At 72.5% G+C, this 17,577-nt stretch carries 17 protein-coding genes; 3 read left to right on the top strand and 14 right to left on the bottom strand.

Annotated elements, in window-relative coordinates; translation table 11 throughout:
• The first annotated feature begins 91 nt into the window (after positions 1-91).
• Entirely contained in the window at positions 92-541 is a 450-nt protein-coding gene (locus ACLBYB_RS21990; RefSeq protein WP_447700049.1) for a hypothetical protein, read from the top strand.
• Positions 542-574: 33 nt separating this feature from the next.
• Here ACLBYB_RS21990 and ACLBYB_RS21985 read toward each other — a convergent pair whose 3' ends face one another.
• The 5 genes from ACLBYB_RS21985 to ACLBYB_RS21965 form a co-directional block, all read right to left on the bottom strand.
• Entirely contained in the window at positions 575-892 is a 318-nt protein-coding gene (locus ACLBYB_RS21985) for a cupin domain-containing protein (RefSeq protein WP_447700048.1), read from the bottom strand.
• Between the two features lie 72 nt (positions 893-964).
• A complete protein-coding gene (locus tag ACLBYB_RS21980) occupies positions 965-1,753 on the bottom strand; it encodes a DUF937 domain-containing protein (protein WP_447700047.1) in 789 nt (262 codons plus the stop codon).
• A gap of 110 nt (positions 1,754-1,863) precedes the next feature.
• On the bottom strand, positions 1,864-3,300 hold the full coding sequence (locus ACLBYB_RS21975; protein ID WP_447700046.1) for an MATE family efflux transporter: 1,437 nt from the start codon (positions 3,298-3,300) through the stop codon (positions 1,864-1,866).
• A 17-nt stretch (positions 3,301-3,317) separates the two neighbouring features.
• The gene (locus ACLBYB_RS21970; protein WP_091681850.1) at positions 3,318-5,291 is read right to left on the bottom strand and encodes a monovalent cation:proton antiporter-2 (CPA2) family protein; all 1,974 of its coding nucleotides are present in this window, start codon (positions 5,289-5,291) and stop codon (positions 3,318-3,320) included.
• Between the two features lie 169 nt (positions 5,292-5,460).
• On the bottom strand, positions 5,461-7,077 hold the full coding sequence (locus ACLBYB_RS21965; protein ID WP_447700045.1) for a glucosamine inositolphosphorylceramide transferase family protein: 1,617 nt from the start codon (positions 7,075-7,077) through the stop codon (positions 5,461-5,463).
• Between the two features lie 343 nt (positions 7,078-7,420).
• Here ACLBYB_RS21965 and ACLBYB_RS21960 point away from each other — a divergent pair, with 343 nt between their 5' ends.
• Positions 7,421-7,720: a hypothetical protein gene (locus ACLBYB_RS21960; protein ID WP_020093859.1), complete on the top strand. Its 300-nt coding sequence runs from the start codon at positions 7,421-7,423 to the stop codon at positions 7,718-7,720.
• Between the two features lie 52 nt (positions 7,721-7,772).
• Here the strand turns inward: ACLBYB_RS21960 and ACLBYB_RS21955 are convergent, their stop codons facing one another.
• Complete coding sequence (locus tag ACLBYB_RS21955) at positions 7,773-8,273, bottom strand: RT0821/Lpp0805 family surface protein (protein WP_447700044.1); 501 nt, start codon at positions 8,271-8,273, stop codon at positions 7,773-7,775.
• A 92-nt stretch (positions 8,274-8,365) separates the two neighbouring features.
• Here ACLBYB_RS21955 and pdxH point away from each other — a divergent pair, with 92 nt between their 5' ends.
• Positions 8,366-8,989, top strand: coding sequence for a pyridoxamine 5'-phosphate oxidase (gene pdxH / locus ACLBYB_RS21950; RefSeq protein WP_447700043.1), 624 nt, complete (start codon positions 8,366-8,368; stop codon positions 8,987-8,989).
• A 71-nt stretch (positions 8,990-9,060) separates the two neighbouring features.
• On the opposite strand, the gene ACLBYB_RS21945 is transcribed toward pdxH, so the two are convergent.
• The 8 genes from ACLBYB_RS21945 to ACLBYB_RS21910 form a co-directional block, all read right to left on the bottom strand.
• Positions 9,061-9,744, bottom strand: coding sequence for a 50S ribosomal protein L25/general stress protein Ctc (locus ACLBYB_RS21945; protein WP_020093856.1), 684 nt, complete (start codon positions 9,742-9,744; stop codon positions 9,061-9,063).
• Between the two features lie 189 nt (positions 9,745-9,933).
• Positions 9,934-10,821: an ABC transporter permease gene (locus ACLBYB_RS21940; protein ID WP_056523607.1), complete on the bottom strand. Its 888-nt coding sequence runs from the start codon at positions 10,819-10,821 to the stop codon at positions 9,934-9,936.
• Positions 10,822-10,823: 2 nt separating this feature from the next.
• Entirely contained in the window at positions 10,824-11,759 is a 936-nt protein-coding gene (locus ACLBYB_RS21935) for an ABC transporter permease (RefSeq protein WP_447700042.1), read from the bottom strand.
• A 184-nt stretch (positions 11,760-11,943) separates the two neighbouring features.
• Complete coding sequence (locus ACLBYB_RS21930; RefSeq protein WP_447700041.1) at positions 11,944-13,206, bottom strand: ABC transporter substrate-binding protein; 1,263 nt, start codon at positions 13,204-13,206, stop codon at positions 11,944-11,946.
• 17 nt (positions 13,207-13,223) lie between these two features.
• Positions 13,224-14,219 (bottom strand): ABC transporter ATP-binding protein, encoded by a 996-nt coding sequence (locus tag ACLBYB_RS21925; protein ID WP_447700040.1) that lies wholly within the window; start codon positions 14,217-14,219, stop codon positions 13,224-13,226.
• A 49-nt stretch (positions 14,220-14,268) separates the two neighbouring features.
• The gene (gene hydA, locus ACLBYB_RS21920; protein WP_447700039.1) at positions 14,269-15,696 is read right to left on the bottom strand and encodes a dihydropyrimidinase; all 1,428 of its coding nucleotides are present in this window, start codon (positions 15,694-15,696) and stop codon (positions 14,269-14,271) included.
• Positions 15,697-15,931: 235 nt separating this feature from the next.
• The gene (locus tag ACLBYB_RS21915; RefSeq protein WP_447700038.1) at positions 15,932-17,002 is read right to left on the bottom strand and encodes a GlxA family transcriptional regulator; all 1,071 of its coding nucleotides are present in this window, start codon (positions 17,000-17,002) and stop codon (positions 15,932-15,934) included.
• Positions 16,999-17,559 (bottom strand): isochorismatase family protein, encoded by a 561-nt coding sequence (locus ACLBYB_RS21910; RefSeq protein ID WP_447700037.1) that lies wholly within the window; start codon positions 17,557-17,559, stop codon positions 16,999-17,001. Before ACLBYB_RS21910 ends, ACLBYB_RS21915 begins: the two co-directional genes overlap by 4 nt.
• Between the last annotated feature and the right edge of the window lie 18 nt (positions 17,560-17,577).

Raw genomic sequence — 17,577 nt, 5'->3', positions numbered from 1 at the left:
ACAGTTTTCCCGTCATAGAGGTTCACTTGAGACGAGGAAACTCGGTCAAGGGACTGTCAATATCCGCGATCCTACTCGGAGAGAGGTTGCCATGAGCATGGAAGCCTACGCGCTCTGCGCGGGCGCGATGCCTGGCGTGGCGGAATGGCAGGCGGCCATCCACGAAAACGGGTTCGATCTGAAACTCGACGCCGCGCGCATACCGCCGGCCACGCAAGGGCATCTGCCCGCGACTTGGCGGCGCCGCGAGGCCGGCTTCGAGTGCCAGATCATTCCGCTGTCGGATCTGACGGACACCTATACCGACATCGACTTCGGCGGGCCGTGGACGTGCGTCTATGCCTTCTACTTCGCCACGCTCCCGGCTTGCGTCGGGGCGTGGATGGCTGTCGCGGCCTGCGCGGCCCAGTCGGACGGTATCGTCTTCAATCCGCAAGAGGGGCAGCTGCTCACCGCCGAGGGCGCGATCCGCTACGCGCGCGACACGGTGGCGCGCATCGTCAGTCTGGAGGCGCAGTTCGACGCCTCGGCGGGCGGCTGAGGCCTGACGGCGTGTCGCGCTGCGGCGGCGCCGTCAGGCCCGCGGGGCGAGGTTCGTCTCGATCAGGACCGTCTCGGTCTCGAACGCGGCCGCGTGCCACGCCCCGGCCGGGAAGTGGAACACGCTGCCGGCCGAGAACGGCTCGCGGCCCCGCTCGGTCTCCAGGATCCCCGAGCCCGAGAGCACCTGCACGAACTGCTCGTGATCGTGGCTGTGCGCCAGCGCCGAGACGCCGGCCGGGACGACCACGCGCACGAGGCTGGCGCCCGAGCCCGGGATCGTGCGCTTGGCGACGCCGTTCCCGCCGAGGCTCTCGGCGCGGTCGTCCCAGGCGGTCAGGTAATCGCTCATCACGGGTCTCCTCGCCGGCAGGGTGCCGCTCCGATCGGTCGGGTCAACGCCCGCCCGGACCCCGCCCCCGCGTCAACCGGTCCCGCCGGGCTGGCGGCCGCGCCGGCCCTTGCCGGCCGCGGGGTCGGCCGGCGCCGGATCCGGCCGGGCCGGGCTGCCCGACGGCGCCGGAGGCACGGCGCTCGCGGACGGCGTGCCGGAGGTGGGCCAGAAGGTCTCGAACAGCTCCTGCATCGCCCGGATGTTGTTGCCCTGAACCTCGGCCCCGGTGCGCAGCATCTGCTGGAACATGTCGGAGCCGGCCTCGCCCGCGCTCGCCTGCGGATTGGCGGCCGGCTTGGCGGCGGGTCTGGCGGCCGGCTTCGGCGGAGCCGGCGGCTCGACCGCCGGCATCATCGCCCTGGCCATCTCGGCCCAGGCCGGGCCGAACGGGAACGGCACGGGCGGCGGCGGCGCGCTCGGTCGCGCCGGCTCGGCCTGCGGCTGGTTCAGCATGACGTGGACGATGCTCGCCACCACGGCGCCCGCCATCATCGGCAACATCTGGCGCAGGACCTGCGCGCCGACGCCGCTCGTTGCCGAGGCCTGCCGCAGCACCGCCTGCATCAGCTGCGCCGAGCCGAACATCTGGCCGAGGGCCTCGAACCCCTGCGCCGGCGCCGGCTTGGCGGCCTCCAGACCGAACATCCGCGCGAAGCCGGTCGGGTCCAGGCCGACGCTGCGCTGGAGGCCGAGCGTCAGGGCCGGCATCAGCGCCTCGAAGGCGCGGGCCGTCTGCTCGGTCGTCAGGCCGAACGGCTGGCCCATGGCCTGAAGCCCGGCCTCGCCCTGGGCCTGGAACATCTCGAGCGGGTTGAACATGACGCCTCGATCCTGTCCCGGCCGGGACCGCCCGGGACAGGGCATCGTGACCCTTTGCGCGGGGAAATACCAGTTCCCACCCGCGGAACTTGTGCCTCCGCGCCGCCGTGTCAGCTCAACGGCTCGGGATGAGCGTGGCCCGGCGGCAGCGGCGCCGCCCGGTGGGGCGCCTCGGCGGCGACGTCCGGCTCCGGCCGGCGCGGGCCGACCCCCTCCAGCCGGTCGACCGTGCGTCGGGCGAGCAGGATGCCGAGCGCGCCGAAGACCAGGGAGCCGACCCCCATCCCGGCCACCACGCCGCGGGGGCCGTAGAGCGACGCGCCGAGCATGGCCGGCGGGATCGTTCCGAGCGTCGCCCGGCCCCAGTTCAGCAGCGTCGAGCGCAGCGGGAAGCCGAGATTGTTGAAGGCGGCGTTGCCGAGGAACAGGAGCCCGTTGAAGAACCAGATCGCGCCGCCGACGAGGCAGAAGAAGCCGAACAGCTCGGCCGCCACCCCCTGCAGGCCGAACAGGCCGGCGAGCCATCCCCGGGCCAGCGCCAGGAGGAGCCAGACCGCGGCGCAGTAGGCCAGAGTCACGCGGATCGCCGCGCCGAGCACGCCGCGCATCCGATCGAACAGGCCCGCGCCCCAGTTCTGCGCCAGGATCGGGCCGATCGCCCCCGACAGCGCGAACAGGCCGCCGAAGGCCACCGGCGTCAGCCGGTCGATCACCGACGCGGCCGCGACCGCGTCCGCTCCATAGCCGGCGAACAGACGCGCCAGGAAGGCGCTCGCCACCGAGGGGGCGAGGTTCGTGAGCACGGCCGGGCCCGCGACACCCGCCAGGGCGGCCGCGTCGGCCGGCAGGTCGGGCAGGCGCGGCCGGCCGAGGAGACCGTGCCGGGCGACGCCGCGGACGCCCACCGCCACGAAGGTCGCACGCGCCGCGCAGACCGTGATCGCCGCGCCCGTGACGCCGAGGCCGGCCCCGAAGATCAGCAGCGGATCGAGGAGCGCGGTGATCACGGCGCCGGCCAGGGTGACCGACATCGCCTGCCGCGCCTCGCCGACCGCGCGCAGCAGCCCGGTGAACAGCATGCCGGCGGCGAGCAGAAGGTTCGACGGCAGGGTGATGTAGAGGAACAGGACGGCCACCCGCAGCGCCTCGCCCTGCGCGCCGATCAGGGCCAGGAGCGGGCCGGCCAGCAGCGCGATCAGCCCCGCGATGAGGGCGGCCACGAGGCTGCCGAGGACCAGCGCCGAGGTCGCGAGGCGCCGCGCCGCCGCGCGGTCGCGCGCGCCGACGGCCTTCCCGACCAGGGCGCCGGCGGCGATCATCAGGCCGATATTCACCGCCGTGGCGAAGAACTGGACGATGCCGGCGAAGCCGACCGCCGCCGTGAGGTTCGGGTCGCCCAGCGTCGAGACGTAGAGCAGCGACAGGAGATCGACGACGAAGATCGCCATCAGCCCCACCGAGCCGGTGGCCGCCATCACCACGACGTGGCGGAGGATCGAGCCGGTGACGAAGCGGCCCGCCTCCGCCGGGGGCGGCCCGTCGGACATGTCAGACATCCCGCCCGTCACGCATCCCGGGCGCTGCCTTCCGCCTCGAGCTCGGCCTCCGGATCGGACTCCTCGGCGGCTTCCGTCTCCTGCGGGGCCAGGGCGGGCTTCTCCAAGAGCCGCTCGGCGGCCTCGCGCCGGTCGCTGCCCACGAGGTCGCGGGTCTCGGTGCTGAGCGCCCGGGCCGGCCGGACCGGGGCGGTCAGCGGCTCGGGCTTCAGCCCGGCCGCGGCGCCGCGCATCCAGCTGGACCCGTCCGGCAGGGCGCCCGCCTGCTGCAGGACCAGCCGCGCGATGTCGCGCTTGCGCACGTCGTCGGTCCGGGCCGTGGCGGCCTCCGGCGACAGGCCGAGCCCCTCCAGAGCCGCCCGCCCGAAGGCGAGGGCGGATTCGGCGGTCTCGCGGATCTGGTAGTCGACGTCCCGGTTCATCAGCTCCACCGCGTGCAGGCGGTCGTAGGCCCGCACGAAGGTCCGCACGCTCGAGAATTCCTCGTGGACGATGTCGACGATCTTGAGGGCGCCCTCCCGGTCGTCGACGCAGATGCAGACCAGCTCGACCCGCCCGATCCCGGCGGCGCGGAGCACGTCGAGGCGCGTGCCGTCGCCGTAGTAGATGCGGAAGCCGAAGCGCGAGGCGGCGCGCAACTGCTCCACGTCCTTGTCGATCACCGTGACCGGGATGCCCTCGGCCATCAGCACGTGCGTCAGCACCTGCCCGAACCGGCCGAAGCCGATCACCAGCACCCGCGCGTCGCCGCTCTCGGACAGCTCGGTGGAGGGCTCCTCCAGCGCGAAGGTGCTGCGCGCGTTGCGCCGCTCGATCAGCTTGTCGAGACCCTTGGCGGCGATGGGGCCGATCAGCATGGTCAGCGCGGCGAGCGCCACCGCGAAGCGCGTCGCCGTGACGCCGGTGAGGCCGAGATCCTGGGCCTGCGGCAGCAGCACGAAGGCGAACTCGCCCGCGGGCGCCAGGACCGCGGCCCCCCGCAGGGCCCCGAGGGTGTCCGAGCCGAACAGCCGGAACAGGCCGGCCACGATGGCGACCTTGACCAGGATCGCCGCCAGGGTCGCGCCGAACAGGGCCGGCCAGACCTCGCGCACGAGCGCGCCGTCGATCGACATGCCGACGCTCATGAAGAACAGGCCGAGCAGCATGCCGCGGAACGGCTCGATGTCGGCCTCCAGCTGGTGGCGGAAGTTCGACTCGGCGAGCAGGATGCCGGCGAGGAACGCGCCCATCGCCATCGACAGGCCGACCTGCTCCATGAGCAGCGCGGTGCCGAGCACCACCAGGAGCGCCGCGGCGGTCATCACCTCCCGGGCGCCGCTCGCCGCGAGCAGCCGGAAGAACGGGTTCAGGCCGTAGCGGCCGACCAGCACCACCGCGAGGATCGCCGCGAGCGCCTTGCCGGTGGAGACCGCGGCCTCCCCGAGCCAGGAGACGTCGGTCGCCTCGCCGGCCGAGGCCAGCAGCGGCATCAGCGCCAGGATGCCGACCACCGACAGGTCTTGGAACAGCAGGACCGCGAAGGCGCGCGCGCCGTAGGCGCTGCCGAGATCGCCCCGCTCCTCCAGGAGCTGCAGGGCCACCGCGGTGGCCGAGAGGGCGAGCGCGAGGCCGATCACCGCGGCGGCGCCGAAGCTGAGGCCAGCCACGAGGCCGGCGCCGCCGAGCACGAGCGCGCAGACGACGAGCTGCGCGGCGCCGAGGCCGAAGATGTCGCGGCGCATCGAGACGAGCTGCGACAGGTGCAGCTCTAGCCCGACGATGAAGAGCAGGAGCACCACGCCGATCTCGGCGACGCTCGCGGCCGTGTCGGGCTCGGCGATCAGCGACAGGCCGGAGGGCCCGATCAGCACGCCGGCCACGAGGTAACCGAGCACGGCGCTCTGCCCGATCAGCCGGAAGATCGGCACGCCGATCACGGCCGCCGTGAGGAAGGTCAGGACCGGCGGCAGGAAGCTCGCATGTTCGACGGGGCTCGCCATGGTGATCGTCCCGGCGGTTCTGCTGGATCGGCGCGGCTGAAGCTCCCGCTTAGCGCGCACGGGGCCGGGATGCGAGCCGTAAGCGGGTGCCGTTCGGCACCGACGGGCCCGCGCGGGGCGGTTCGGCCCCGGCTCGGCCCGAGAGGCGCGCTCAGCCCGAGAGCCGCGCTCAGCCCAGCAGGCGGGGGCGCGCCCGGTGCGATCCGTCGATGAACTCGAAGCCGCCGGCGGCGCTCAGCATGTGCAGGCGCGTGCCCGGCCAGGCCGCACCCGGGCAGAGGCGCGTCTCGACCCGCTGGGCGTAGGCGTCCTCGTCGAGGCGCAGGATCCGGGCGAGGCCGAGCGCCGCGCCGTAGCCCTGCCGGCAATCCTGGACGGGCCGGATCAGGCCGCCGTCGCGCGCCACGATCGGCCCCGCGGCCCGGGCGGAGCCGATGTCGATCAGCACCGGGTTGTGCCGGTGGGGAGTCCAGGGCCCGCGGAAATGCGGCGCGTGCCAGAGATGGAGCGTGTCGGAGTAGCTGCCGCCGCCGGCCCGGACCGTGGCGAACATCCACCAGCGGCCGCCGTGCTGCAGCAGGGTCGCGTCCCCGGCCACGACCCCGTCGAGGAGCACCGCCTCGTGCACCCAGCCGCGCGGGAAGTCGGTGGCCCGGTAGAGGTCGATCGTCCCGGAGGCGTGGGATTCCGGGATCATCCAGACCTGCCCGTCCGCCTCGAACACGAACGGGTAGGAGAGGTGGGTCTCCAGCTCGAGCACCGGCTCCGGGCGGCCGCGGGGGCCGTTCGCCCCGAAATCCACCGCGGCGATCACGCCCTTGCCGCGGCGGTAGTCGAATTCCTCCACGAACAGGGTCACGGCGCCGTCCCGGGCGATCGCGAAGGGGTCGGCGTAGAAGCGGCGCCCGTCGTCGGGAAGGACCTGCCAGCCGCCTTCGGGATGCCGGCGCAGGTCGATCAGGTCGGGGCCGACGATCCGCCGCCAGCCCACCCGCCAGTGCGGGCCGTGGAAGCAGAGGGCGTAGAGCCGGCGGGCGATCTGCCGAGCGAGCCCCCCGGCGGCCCGGCGGCGTGCGCCCAGGCCGCCGAGGTCGTAGGCGGCCGCGGGCCGCAGGGGTGCTCCGGCGCCGTCAGGGAGCGCCGTCGAGGCGGCGCCGTCCAGGGCGGCGAGGATCAGCGTGATGGTCCGCGCGAGGTAGCCCTCGAAGGCCGTGAGCATCACCGTGTGCGATTCCGTGCCGAGGCGGCCGACCGCCACCGGCGCGCCGTCCGGCCCGCGCAGGGCCGCCACCGGCGCCCCGTGGGCGAACAGGGCGGCGAGGAGGCCGGCCTCGCCCGGCATCCCGTCGTAATCGAGCCGCCAGGCCGGCGCCGGGCCCGAATCCGCGGGGCTGTCCGAGAGGTCGAGGACGAGGTCGGCGGCGCTCCAGACGGGCTCCGCGCCGTCGGGGCTCGCCTCGTAGGGGGCGAGGGCCACCGGCTCCGCCGCGGTCGCCAGGCCCGGCCGCGGCAGGCCGTGGATGGCGGCCTCCAGGCGGAACAGGAGCTCCGCGTTCGGCGGCAGGCCCTCCGCGTGCTCGACCCAGGCGACGCGGATCCGATGGTCGGGCCGCTGCCCGAGCTGGTCGAGGAGCCGGATGTGCCAGCCGCGCAGGGACCGGCGGTCGAGCCGCACGACGATGGTCCGGGTGCGGGCGCGCGTCCCGGAGGGCGACGGCTCCGCCCGGGCGGGAGCCCGGCCACCGGTCGCCGACGGCCGGTCCGTGCCTCCGATCACCCGCTCCATCAGCCGGTCGGCCCCACGCCCCGCGTGCCGGATTTCGTATCGACGCTCACGGCGGCCAGACCCGGGATGCGCCCGGCTTCGACCCTCGATACGGTCGAGCCAGGCTCGAATGCTGTTACGCCGCGCCACGATCAAGCACGGCCGAGTGGTTGTCTACCGGTTCAAGCTTAACGCACGGGACGATTTCTGGACGGTGAACCGAAAAAATCGAAACGCAGTCCATCAAATAAACGCGTGTTGCCGGGTCGTGATACAGTGTCGCGAGGCCGTGGCGGTTCGCCGAGGGGAACCCCACCTCCAGCTGGACCGTTCGCCAGTCAAGGACGTGGTGCGGAGACAGGACATGACGCGCAAGACGCTGACGATGCCCCTCGCGGCGATGCTCCTCGCCGCCATTCCGGGAACGGCCTTCGCCTGGGGCGGTGGCGGCGGTGGCGGCGGCGACAGCGGGAGCGGCCTCTCCCCCTACGCGGCGCTGAGCGGCAACGACCGCTCGGCCGGGGTCAACAACGGCAATTATCGCGACCCGGCCCTCGACCCCTACATCCGGACCTACGATCCGGAGGCTGCGGCCCGCTACGCGGCGCCGCCGGCCGCGCAGCCGCGCCTGCGCGTGCGGCCGTACTACGGCTACCCTTACTGAGGCGATCTGCCTGAGGCGATCCGCGGAGGCCGTCGCGCGACGGCCTCGTCGTTCAGGAGCGTCCGAGGCCGCTCGCGGCCCGGACGCGCTTGAGCGTCCACGGTCCGCCCGAGAGCTTGCAGCCGGTGCCGCGGACGAAGCGGCTGCGGGTCGGCGCGATCACCGATGCCAGGAAGTTGCGGCAGATCAGCTCGTCCGAGACGTACGGGAGCCCGGTCGGATTGACCGACCCGTGAAGCCCGGTCTCCGGGTTGTCCCACTTGACCGGCCGCCCGTTGCCCTGCGGATCCAGCGCGACGCCGAGGGCGGCCCGCGCCCGGCGCCAATCCTCCTCGGCGAGGTCGTCCCCGAAGCTCACAGGCCGCTTCTCGATGCTGCCGGTGACGGTCGGCTCCTCGACGACGCGCGGTGGCGCCGCCGGCGGATCGCCCCGGAAGACCAGCAGGGGCTGGCTGCAGCCGCACAGGGCCATCGCCACCGCCATCGACACCACCGACACGGACGCGCAGATGCGCGAACGCCGGCTTGGCCCTTTACACGCGCATCCCCGCATTACACCTGACTCACGACGGGCTATTCGCTCGACCGAACATGCCGATGTCGGTGCCCCCTCAGGCCCTGGACGCGGCAGGCAGGAGTCTTGGCGTGGATCAGTTAAGGACCGATGACCCGAAGAGCGCGGACTTCACGCTGAGCGAGGATCCCGTCGGGCTGTTCGCCGCCTGGATGAAGGAGGCCGAGGCCTCCGAGCCCGAGGACGCGAACGCGATGGCGCTCGCCACCGCCGGATCGGACGGGCTGCCGGATGTGCGGATGGTCCTGCTGAAGGGCTTCGACGCCCGAGGCTTCGTCTTCTACACCAACACGCAGTCCACCAAGGGGGAGGAGCTGGCGCAGAACCCCCAGGCGGCCCTGGTGCTGCACTGGAAGAGCCTGCGCCGGCAGGTGCGGGCCCGCGGGCCGATCACGCCGGTCACGGCCGCGGAGGCCGACGCGTATTTCCAGAGCCGCCGCCGCGAGAGCCGGCTCGGGGCGATCGCCAGCCAGCAATCCCGCCCGCTGGCCGACCGCGCCACGCTGATGAACGCGGTGGCGGAGCTGTCCGAGCGGTACGGCGACGGGCCGATCCCCCGGCCGGAGCACTGGACCGGATTCCGGATCGCGCCGGTGAGCGTCGAGTTCTGGCAGAACGGCGATTTCCGCCTGCACGACCGGGTCCGCTTCACCCGGACGGGCGCGGGCTGGAGCCGGGCGCGGCTCTATCCCTGACATCAAGCCGAAACGCAGAGAGCCTCGGCAGGGCCGGGGCTCTCGCGTCGCGTGACGGGTGGCGCTGAGGCTCAGGCCTCCTCGCCGTCCTTCTTCTCGTCCTCGGCGGACTCCTCGGCCTTCTCCTCGGCGGCCTCGGCCGACTGCGCCTCGGCGATGGCGGCCTCCTCGGCCTCCACCTCGGCACCCAGCACGGTCGGCGGCACGATGTTGGCCACCGGGTCGGTCTGCTCGCCGGTGTAGGTGCCGGCCGGGATCTTGATGTCGGAGACGTGGATGACGTCGCCGATCGCGCGGCCGGTCAGGTCGACCTCGATCGCGTCCGGGATCTGGTCGGGGGCGACGTCGAGGCTCAGCGTGTGGGCCACGATGTTGAGGGTGCCGCCGAGCTTCTTGATGCCGGGGGCCGCGTCCTCGTTGACGAAGTGCACTGGCACCTCGACCGTGACGGTCTGGCCCGAGACGACGCGCAGGAAGTCGACGTGCAGCGGCACGCCGGTCACCGGGTCGAGCTGGAAGTCGCGCGGGATCGCGCGGACCTTCTTGCCGCCGGCGTTGATCTCGAACAGCGTGGTCTTGAAGCCGCCGGCGTAGATCAGGGTGCGGGTGCGGATGAGGTCGACCGCGATGGATTGCGGCGGCTGGCCACCCCCGTAGATGACGGCGGGAACTTGGCCCTGGCGACGAACGGCCCGGGCGGCCCCCTTGCCGACCCGGTCGCGTGCCACGGCCTCAAGCGTCTTCACAGCGCTCATGGCGTGATCCTTTACGATTGCTGGAGCCGGAAAACGAAAAGGCCGCCCCTGGCGGACGGCCACATCCTTCCCGGCGCGCCCCTGCCTCCAAGGGTGTCTCGGGGGCGCGCCGTGCGCATACACGGGCGGGGGCGGATTGGCAATGCGGCGGCGCCGCCGACCCGCGGCGGCCCGGCCGTCCGGCATCGATCACAGGCCCGCCAGCGCCCGCCGCGCCCGGCGCTTCTGCAGCCACAGGGTCAGGCCGAGCGCGGTCCCGATCACCAGCGCCGAGACGGCCGTGGTGACCGTGCCGAGGGCGTAGATCTCCGGCGTCGTCACCGTGGTGGTCAGGCCCTGCAACTCCAGCGGCAGGGTGTTGCGGCCGCCGATCGCCTGGCTGGTGCGGGCGAGCTCGTCGAACGACAGGGTGAAGCCGAACAGCGCGACGCCGACGAGCGCGGGCGCGAGGATCGGCACCACCACGTGCCGGAGCGTCTGCGGGCCGCTGGCGCCCAGGTCGCGGGCGGCCTCCTCGTAGGCGGGGTCGAACCGGTTGAACACCGCGAACATGATCAGCAGGCCGAAGGGCAGCGTCCAGGTGAGGTGCGCGCCCAGCGCCGAGCTGTAGAGGCCCATCAGCGTGCCGTGGTCCTGCAGGAACCCCCAGCCGGTGGCGGCGGCGAGCGCCTTCACGGCGTCGTCGAGGAGCCGGAACTCCAGGCCGATGCCCAGCGAGACCACGATCGAGGGCACGATCAGGCTCGAGACCGCCAGGGCGAAGACGAGGCCGGCCCCGCGAAACCCCTTCCGGAAGGCGAGGCCCGCGTAGAACGCGATTCCCACGGTGAGCGCCATGACCACGAGGCCGAGGGCCAGCGAGCGCCGCAGCGCTGCCCAGATGTCGATCACGCCGACGCCTTCCCACAGCTTGGCGAACCAGTGGGTCGAGACGCCGTTCATCGGGAAGGTCAGGCCGCCGGACGGGCCCTGGAAGCTCAGCGCCAGGATCGTCAGAGTCGGCCCGTAGAGGAACAGGACGTAGAGGGCGAAGACCGCCGCCAGCAGGTAGAAGGCGCGGCCGCGGGGCTGGTCCATCGCTACAATTCCCGCCGGAGGTCGATCATCCGGGTGAGCCCGAGGATCATCAGCAGCACGGCGGCGAGCAGCACAACGGCGTTGGCGGCGGCGGCCGGGAACTGCAGGTAGGACATCTGCACCTGGATCACCTTGCCGACGCTGGCGATCTGCTGGCCGCCCATCACGCCCACGGTGACGAAGTCGCCCATCACCAGGGTCGTCACGAAGATCGTCCCGATGGCGATGCCGGGCTTGGCGAGCGGCAGGATCACGTTCCACAGGATCTGCGCGCCGGACGCGCCGCCGTCGCGCGCCGCCTCGATCAGCCGCCGGTCGATGCGCGCGAGGCTGTTGAAGATCGGCACGATCATGAACACCGTGTCGAGGTGCACGAAGGCCAGCACCACCGCGAAGTCGGAGTAGAGCAGGCCGTCGATCGGCTGCCGGATCAGCCCGAGGGTGCGGAGCGTGTCGTTGACGAGGCCGTTGCGGCCGAGCAGCGGGATCCACGAGATCATGCGGATCACGTTCGAGGTCCAGAACGGGATCGTGCAGAGCAGGAACAGGCCCATCCGCACCGTGCCGGAGCGGATGTGTAAGGCCAGGAAATACGCGATGGCGAAGCCCAGCGGCAGGGTGATCGCCAGCGTCAGCGCGACGAACTTCACCGTGGAGAGGTAGGTGCGCAACGTCGTGCAGAGGTCGGCCGACAGGCAGCCGTCGAACACGTCGGCGTAGTTCTGCAGGGTCAGGGCCGGGATGATCTCGTACTCGTTGTACTCCCAGAGGGAGACGATCCCTGTGAGCACCAGCGGCACCACCAGGAAGACCAGGAAGACGAGGGCCAGCGGCGCGGCCTGGAGGTAGGCGAGGGCGCGGCCGCGCGGGCGCGCCGCGACGGCGGGCGCCGCGGTCCGCTCGGCAGTCGCGGCGGCGGGCAGGGCGAGATCGGTCATCGGATTTGCCCGCCGCGCGCCGGCGCAGCCGGTCCCCTTCGCGGACCCCGCGAGGCGCGAAGCGCCCCCTCTCCCGGGCGGGAGAGGGGACCCGCGTTCCATCCGGCGACCGCGTCGATGCGCCGGGCGGGCGTCTCCGAGGCCCCGTACAGGGAGGAGGGTGGGGAGGCGGCGCCCACCGCCCTCACGCCGCGATGAACTCGTTCCACTTGCGCACCATGTAGGTGTTCTCGTCCATCACGGCGTTCCAGCAGGCGACGGCGCCCATCCGCGCGTCGAAGGAGCCGCCATCGCGGGTGGCGCCGGCCTTCTCGATCAGGGTGCCGTCGGGGCCGAGGATGTCCTTCTCGGCGGGCTTCCCCTCCATCCAGAAGGCCCACTCGTAGGGCTGCATGTTCGCCTGGGCGGTCTCCAGCACGGCCGAGTAGTAGCCCTGCCGGTTGAGGTAGGCCCCGGCCCAGCCGGACAGGAACCAGTTGATGAAGTCGTAGGCCGCGTCGAGCTTCCTGCCGCTCAGGGTCTTGGGGATGCCGAAGCCCGAGGCCCAGGCCCGGTAGCCCTCCTTCAACGGCTGGTAGGTGCAGGGCACGCCCTGCGCCCGCACCTTGGTGACGGCGGGCGACCACATCGACTGGATCACCGTCTCGCCCGAGGCCATCAGGTTCACGGATTCGTTGAAGTCCTGCCAGAAGGCGCGGAACTGGCCGGCGCGCTTGGCCTCGATCAGCACCTTGATGGTGCGGTCGATCTCGGGCTTCGTCATGTTGCCCTTGTCGCCGTAGGTGTAGTCGCCGGTCGCCTCCACCACCATGGCGGCGTCCATGATGCCGATCGACGGGATGTTGAGGATCGAGGCCTTGCCCTTGAAGGCCGGGTTCAGGAGTTCCTTCCAGCTCGTGACGGGCACCTTGATCAGGTCCGGCCGGATGCCCAGCGTGTCGGCGTTGTAGACGGTCGGGATCAGCGAGATCCACTGGGTCTGTTCGCCGGCAAATTTTTTGGAGTCGATGCCCTCCAGGTAGAAGACCTTCTTGGGCGCCGTGCCCTGGTCGCCGATCTTCTTGCCCGCCACTTCCCCCTTCGTGAAAACGGAAGAGATCTTGTCGGCAAGCTTGATCCGCTTGGCGTCCATGCCCTGCAGGTTGCCGGCGGGCAGGATCTTCTTGAGGCTGAAATACTCGGTGTCGATCAGGTCGAAGGAGTTCGGCTGGGTGACCGCGCGCTTGGTCACCTCGTCGGTGACCACGGGGATGTACTCGATGGTGAGGCCGAGATCCTCCTTCACCTTCCGGGCGATGTCGGCGGACTGATTCACCGCGGTGCCGAGGTAGCGCAGGGTGACGGGCTCGGCGGCGTGGACCGCCGGGAAGCCGGTCACCGGCGTCGCGGCGAGCGCGGCGGCCCCCTTCAGGAGCGTGCGCCGGCTCGGCTTCTGTGGCAGGTCCATGGTCGTCTCCGGGGCTGTCAGGCGTCGAGGCGGTGGGCGGCGGAAACGTCCCAGCCGACCGGGATCGTGTCGCCGAGGCGGAGCGGGCGGGCCGCGAACGCCGCGTCGCTGAGGATCGCCGTGAGGGCGGCGGGGCTCTCGGGCGCGCGCTCCAGCCCGTCGGCGTCGAGGCCGACATGGACGCTGGTGCCCTGGTACTCGACCGCTACCACCCGGGCCGGCAGCGCGCCGGGGCCGGCCGCGGCGCCGAGCCGCATCCGGTCGGCCCGCACGGCGACGAGACCCTCCGGCAGCCGGATCACGTTGTGGCCGCCGATGAACCGGGCCACGAAGGCGGTGGCCGGACGCTCGAACACGGTGCGCGGGTCGGCGGCCTGCTCGATCCGGCCGGCATTCATCACGACCACGAGGTCGGAGAGCGCCATCGCCTCCTCCTGGCTGTGGGTGACGTGGATGAAGGTGAGCCCCAGCTCGGTCTGGATCCGCTTCAGCTCCACCCGCATCCGCACCCGCAGGAACGGGTCGAGGGCCGAGAGCGGCTCGTCGAGCAGCAGCACCTTCGGGCCGGTGACCAGGGCGCGGGCGAGCGCCACGCGCTGCTGCTGGCCGCCCGAGAGCTGGGCCGGCAGGCGCTCGGCGAGGTGGCTCATCTGCACGAGGTCGAGCATCGCCATCGCCTTGGCGCGGCGCTCCGCCCTGCCGATGCCGCGCATCTTGAGGCTGAAGGCGACGTTGTCGCGCGCGTCGAGATGCGGGAACAGCGCGTAGCTCTGGAACATCATGGCGGTGCCGCGCGCGGCCGGGGCCGCATCGCCGACCGCCTTCGGGCCGATCACCACGTCGCCGGCGCTGGCGCGCTCGTGGCCGCCGATCATCCGCAGCGTCGTGGTCTTGCCGCAGCCGGAGGGGCCGAGCAGGCAGCAATAGGCGCCGGACGGCACCTTCAGGTCGATGCCGTCAACCGCAATGGCCGCGCCGTAGCGCTTGGTCAGGCCGATCAGTTCGACATCCATGCGGTGCTCTCCCCGGAGGTTGCAGGCAAGCCGCGGGCCAGCGTCGCCCTCAGGTGCCCCGCCGCTCGGCCGGATCGACGGCCCGGTCGAGCACCCGCCCGCGCCCCGGCTCGGACAGGACCCGGCCGTCCTCGGCGATGACCTGCCCGCCCGCGATGGTCATGACCGGCCAGCCGGTTACGTCGAAGCCTTCCCAGGGCGTGTAGTCGGAGCCGTGGTGCAGGTTCGCCTGGCGGATGGTCTCGCGCCGGTTCGGGTCCCACAGGGTCAGGTCGGCGTCGAAGCCCGGGGCGATCGAGCCCTTGCGCGGGTAGAGCCCGTACAGCTTGGCGTGGTTCGTGGCGGTGAGCGCGGCGAACTGGTTGAGGCTGATCCGCCCCTTCGAGACGCCCTCCGAGAAGAATACCGGCAGCCGCGTCTCGATGCCGGGAATGCCGTTCGGGATCCAGCGGAAGGAGGTCTTCCCCCGCGGGTTCCGCTTGCCCTGCGGGTCGTCGTAGCGGAACGGGCAATGGTCGGATGAGACCACGTCGAAGATCCCGCGGCGGATCCCCGACCACACCGCCTCCTGGCTCTCGACGTCCCGCGTCGGCGGCGAGCAGACGTACTTCGCCCCCGCCATGAGATCCTCCTGGCCGAGACCCTTCATGTCCTCGGCCGTGAGGGTGAGGTATTGCGGGCAGGTCTCGGCCCGGATCTTCAGGCCCCGCGCCTGCGCCCAGGCGATCTGCTCGGTGGCCTCGCGGCCCGAGACGTGGACGATGACGATCGGCAGGTCGATCAGCTCCGCGTGGCTGATCGCCCGGTGGGCCGCCTCCCGCTCGACGATCTCCGGGCGCGACAGGGCGTGGCCGTAGGGCCGGGTCTCGCCCGCTCGCTCCAGCCGCTCGCTCAGGTAGCGGATCGCGTCGTAGCCCTCGGCGTGGACCATGACCCGGGCGCCCTGCCGCCGCGCGACGTGGAACACGTCGAGGAGCTGGCGGTCGTTCAGCACGAGGTCGTCGTAGGTCATGAAGACCTTGAAAGAGGTGTAGCCGTCGGCCACCAGGGCCGGCAGCTCCTGGCCGAGCACCGCCTCGGTCGGGTCCGAGATAATCATGTGGATCGCCACGTCGACGTGGCACTGGCCCTCGGCGCTGGCCCGGTAGGCGTCGACGGCGCCGCGCAGCGAGGCGCCCCGGGGCTGGAGCGCGAAGGGCATCACGCAGGTGGTGCCGCCGGCCGCCGCCGCCCGGGTGGCGCTGGCGAAGTCGTCGGCCATGACGATGCCGGGGCCGGAATCCTGGGCGATGTGGACGTGGCTGTCGATGCCGCCGGGCAGGACCAGCAGGCCGGAGGCGTCGATCACCCGGGCGGCGTCGGCGATGCCCTCGGCCACCGCGACGATCCGGCCGCCGCGCACGCCGATATCGGCCCGGACCGTGTCGCTCGCCGTGACCACCGTGCCGCCCCGGATGGCAAGGTCGAATTCGGGCATGCCGCTCACTCCTCCGCGCCAGCGGGCGCGCCGGGCCGATGCACGGTCCGCGCCGATTCGGGCTGACCGGTTCGGCACGGCAGGACGTCACAGGCTGCTGTTCGGGTCCAGCGGGCCGCGAGCGGCACGGCCTGACGCACGCGGTTCCAGCCGAAGCCTTCGGCCGTCGTCGCTCTCCCGTCATCACGAGCGCAGCGAAGTGACCCAGGGGCGCGCGACACCGGAAAGCGGAGCGCTACCCTGGATTGCTTCGCTCCGCTCGCAAGGACAGGTGTCTAGCGGGGTGCCTCGGTCGGACCGGCGCGGACGCCCCGTCCGCGGGTCCGGCACGCAGGCGCGACGGCGCCGCTGCGTGGAACTGCCGCCAGACGCGGCGCATGTGCCGGGCGGAGCCGAAGCCGGCGCGCTCGGCGACCCGCTCCAGGCCGAGGTCGCTCTGCGCGATCAGATCCCGGGCCAGCGCGACGCGGGACCGGTTGACCGCGTCCGTCACGGTCATGCCGGCGTGGAGCCGGAACAGCCGCGCGAGGTTGCGCGGGCTCGCGCCCGCGACCCGGCCGAGCAGCGCCGGCGACCAGTCCCGGGCCGGGTCGGCGGCGATCGCGTCCTGGGCCCGGTGGACCGCCGGGTGCAGATGGCTGCGCCCCTCGAGCCAGGGCGAGAGCTGGGGATCGTCGGGCCCGCGCCGCATGTACACGACGAGCGTCCGCGCGACGGCGACCGCCGTCGCCGGGCCTGCCCACTCCGCTACGAGGTGCAGCATCAGGTCGATGCCGGCCGTGACGCCGGCGCTGCTGAACCGGTCGCGGTCCTGCACGAACAGGCGGTTGTCCAGGACTCGGGCCTCGGGGGCCGCCGCCCTCAGCCGGTCGCAGCTGGCATGGTGGGTGGTGCAGGCGTAGCCGTCGAGGAGCCCGGCCCGCGCCGCGAGCAGCGCGCCCTCGCAGACGGTCGCCACGATGTGGCCCGGCCGGACCGCGCCGCGCAGCCACGCGACGATCTCGGCCTCCGCGTCGGCGTCGGCCGCTCCGGCCGGCCCGTCGCCGAGCACCTGCGTGGCGGAGCCCGGCAGGAGCACGACCGTCCCGTCGGCCACCGTCTCCGGCAACGGTCCGGCACCGCCCAGGTCGAGCCCGATCGAGCAGCGGGTGAGCGCCCGCGGCGCCGCGTACGCCACCGCGAAGCCGACCCGGTCCTGGACGGTGCCGGCGATCCGCAGCACCTCCAGCGGGCCGGCGAGGTCGAGCAGCAGCGCGCGCGGCGGCAGGACCACCAGGACCGGGATGTGCCGCGCCGCCCCGCTCACGCGGCGACCGGCAGGTCCGGGCCGGCCAGCGCCTGATCCACGGTGGCGATCCGGGCGAACCGGTCGGTCAGCACCAGCTCGGTGCGGGCCTTGATCTCGTCCGCGCCGAAGCGACGGCCGTCCGGGTGGGTCATGGCGAAGGTCAGGGTGGCCTCGGTCACGTAGTCGACCTGCCAGCCGCTGTCGGAGGCGTGGCGGGCCGTGGTCTCGCAGCACTGCTCGGTCCGGATGCCCGACACGATCAGCCGGCGGATGCCGTGCTGCGTCAGCCAGCCCGACAGGCCGCTATCGACCAGGGCGCTGTGCCGACGCTTGTGGAACGTGGCCGTCGGCGCGATCACGATCGGCTCGAGGGTGCGGACTTGGCCGGAGGCGATGGCGAACGGTCCGCTCTCGGCCACGTGGAACACCTGCAGGACCGGGATCCGCCGCGCGGCGGCGCCGTCGATGAGCGCCTGCAGGCGCGCGGTGAAGGGCGGGACATCGGCGTCGTTCCAGAAGGGCCTGTGCCGAAAGGATTCCTGGACATCGATGACCAGCAGCGCAACATCGGACATTTCAAGTCTCCCGTTCGG

Source organism: Methylobacterium sp. D54C (genome assembly GCF_053345595.1).
The sequence above is the reverse complement of the archived record's forward strand: the minus strand, read 5'-3'. Positions and strand labels throughout refer to the sequence as shown.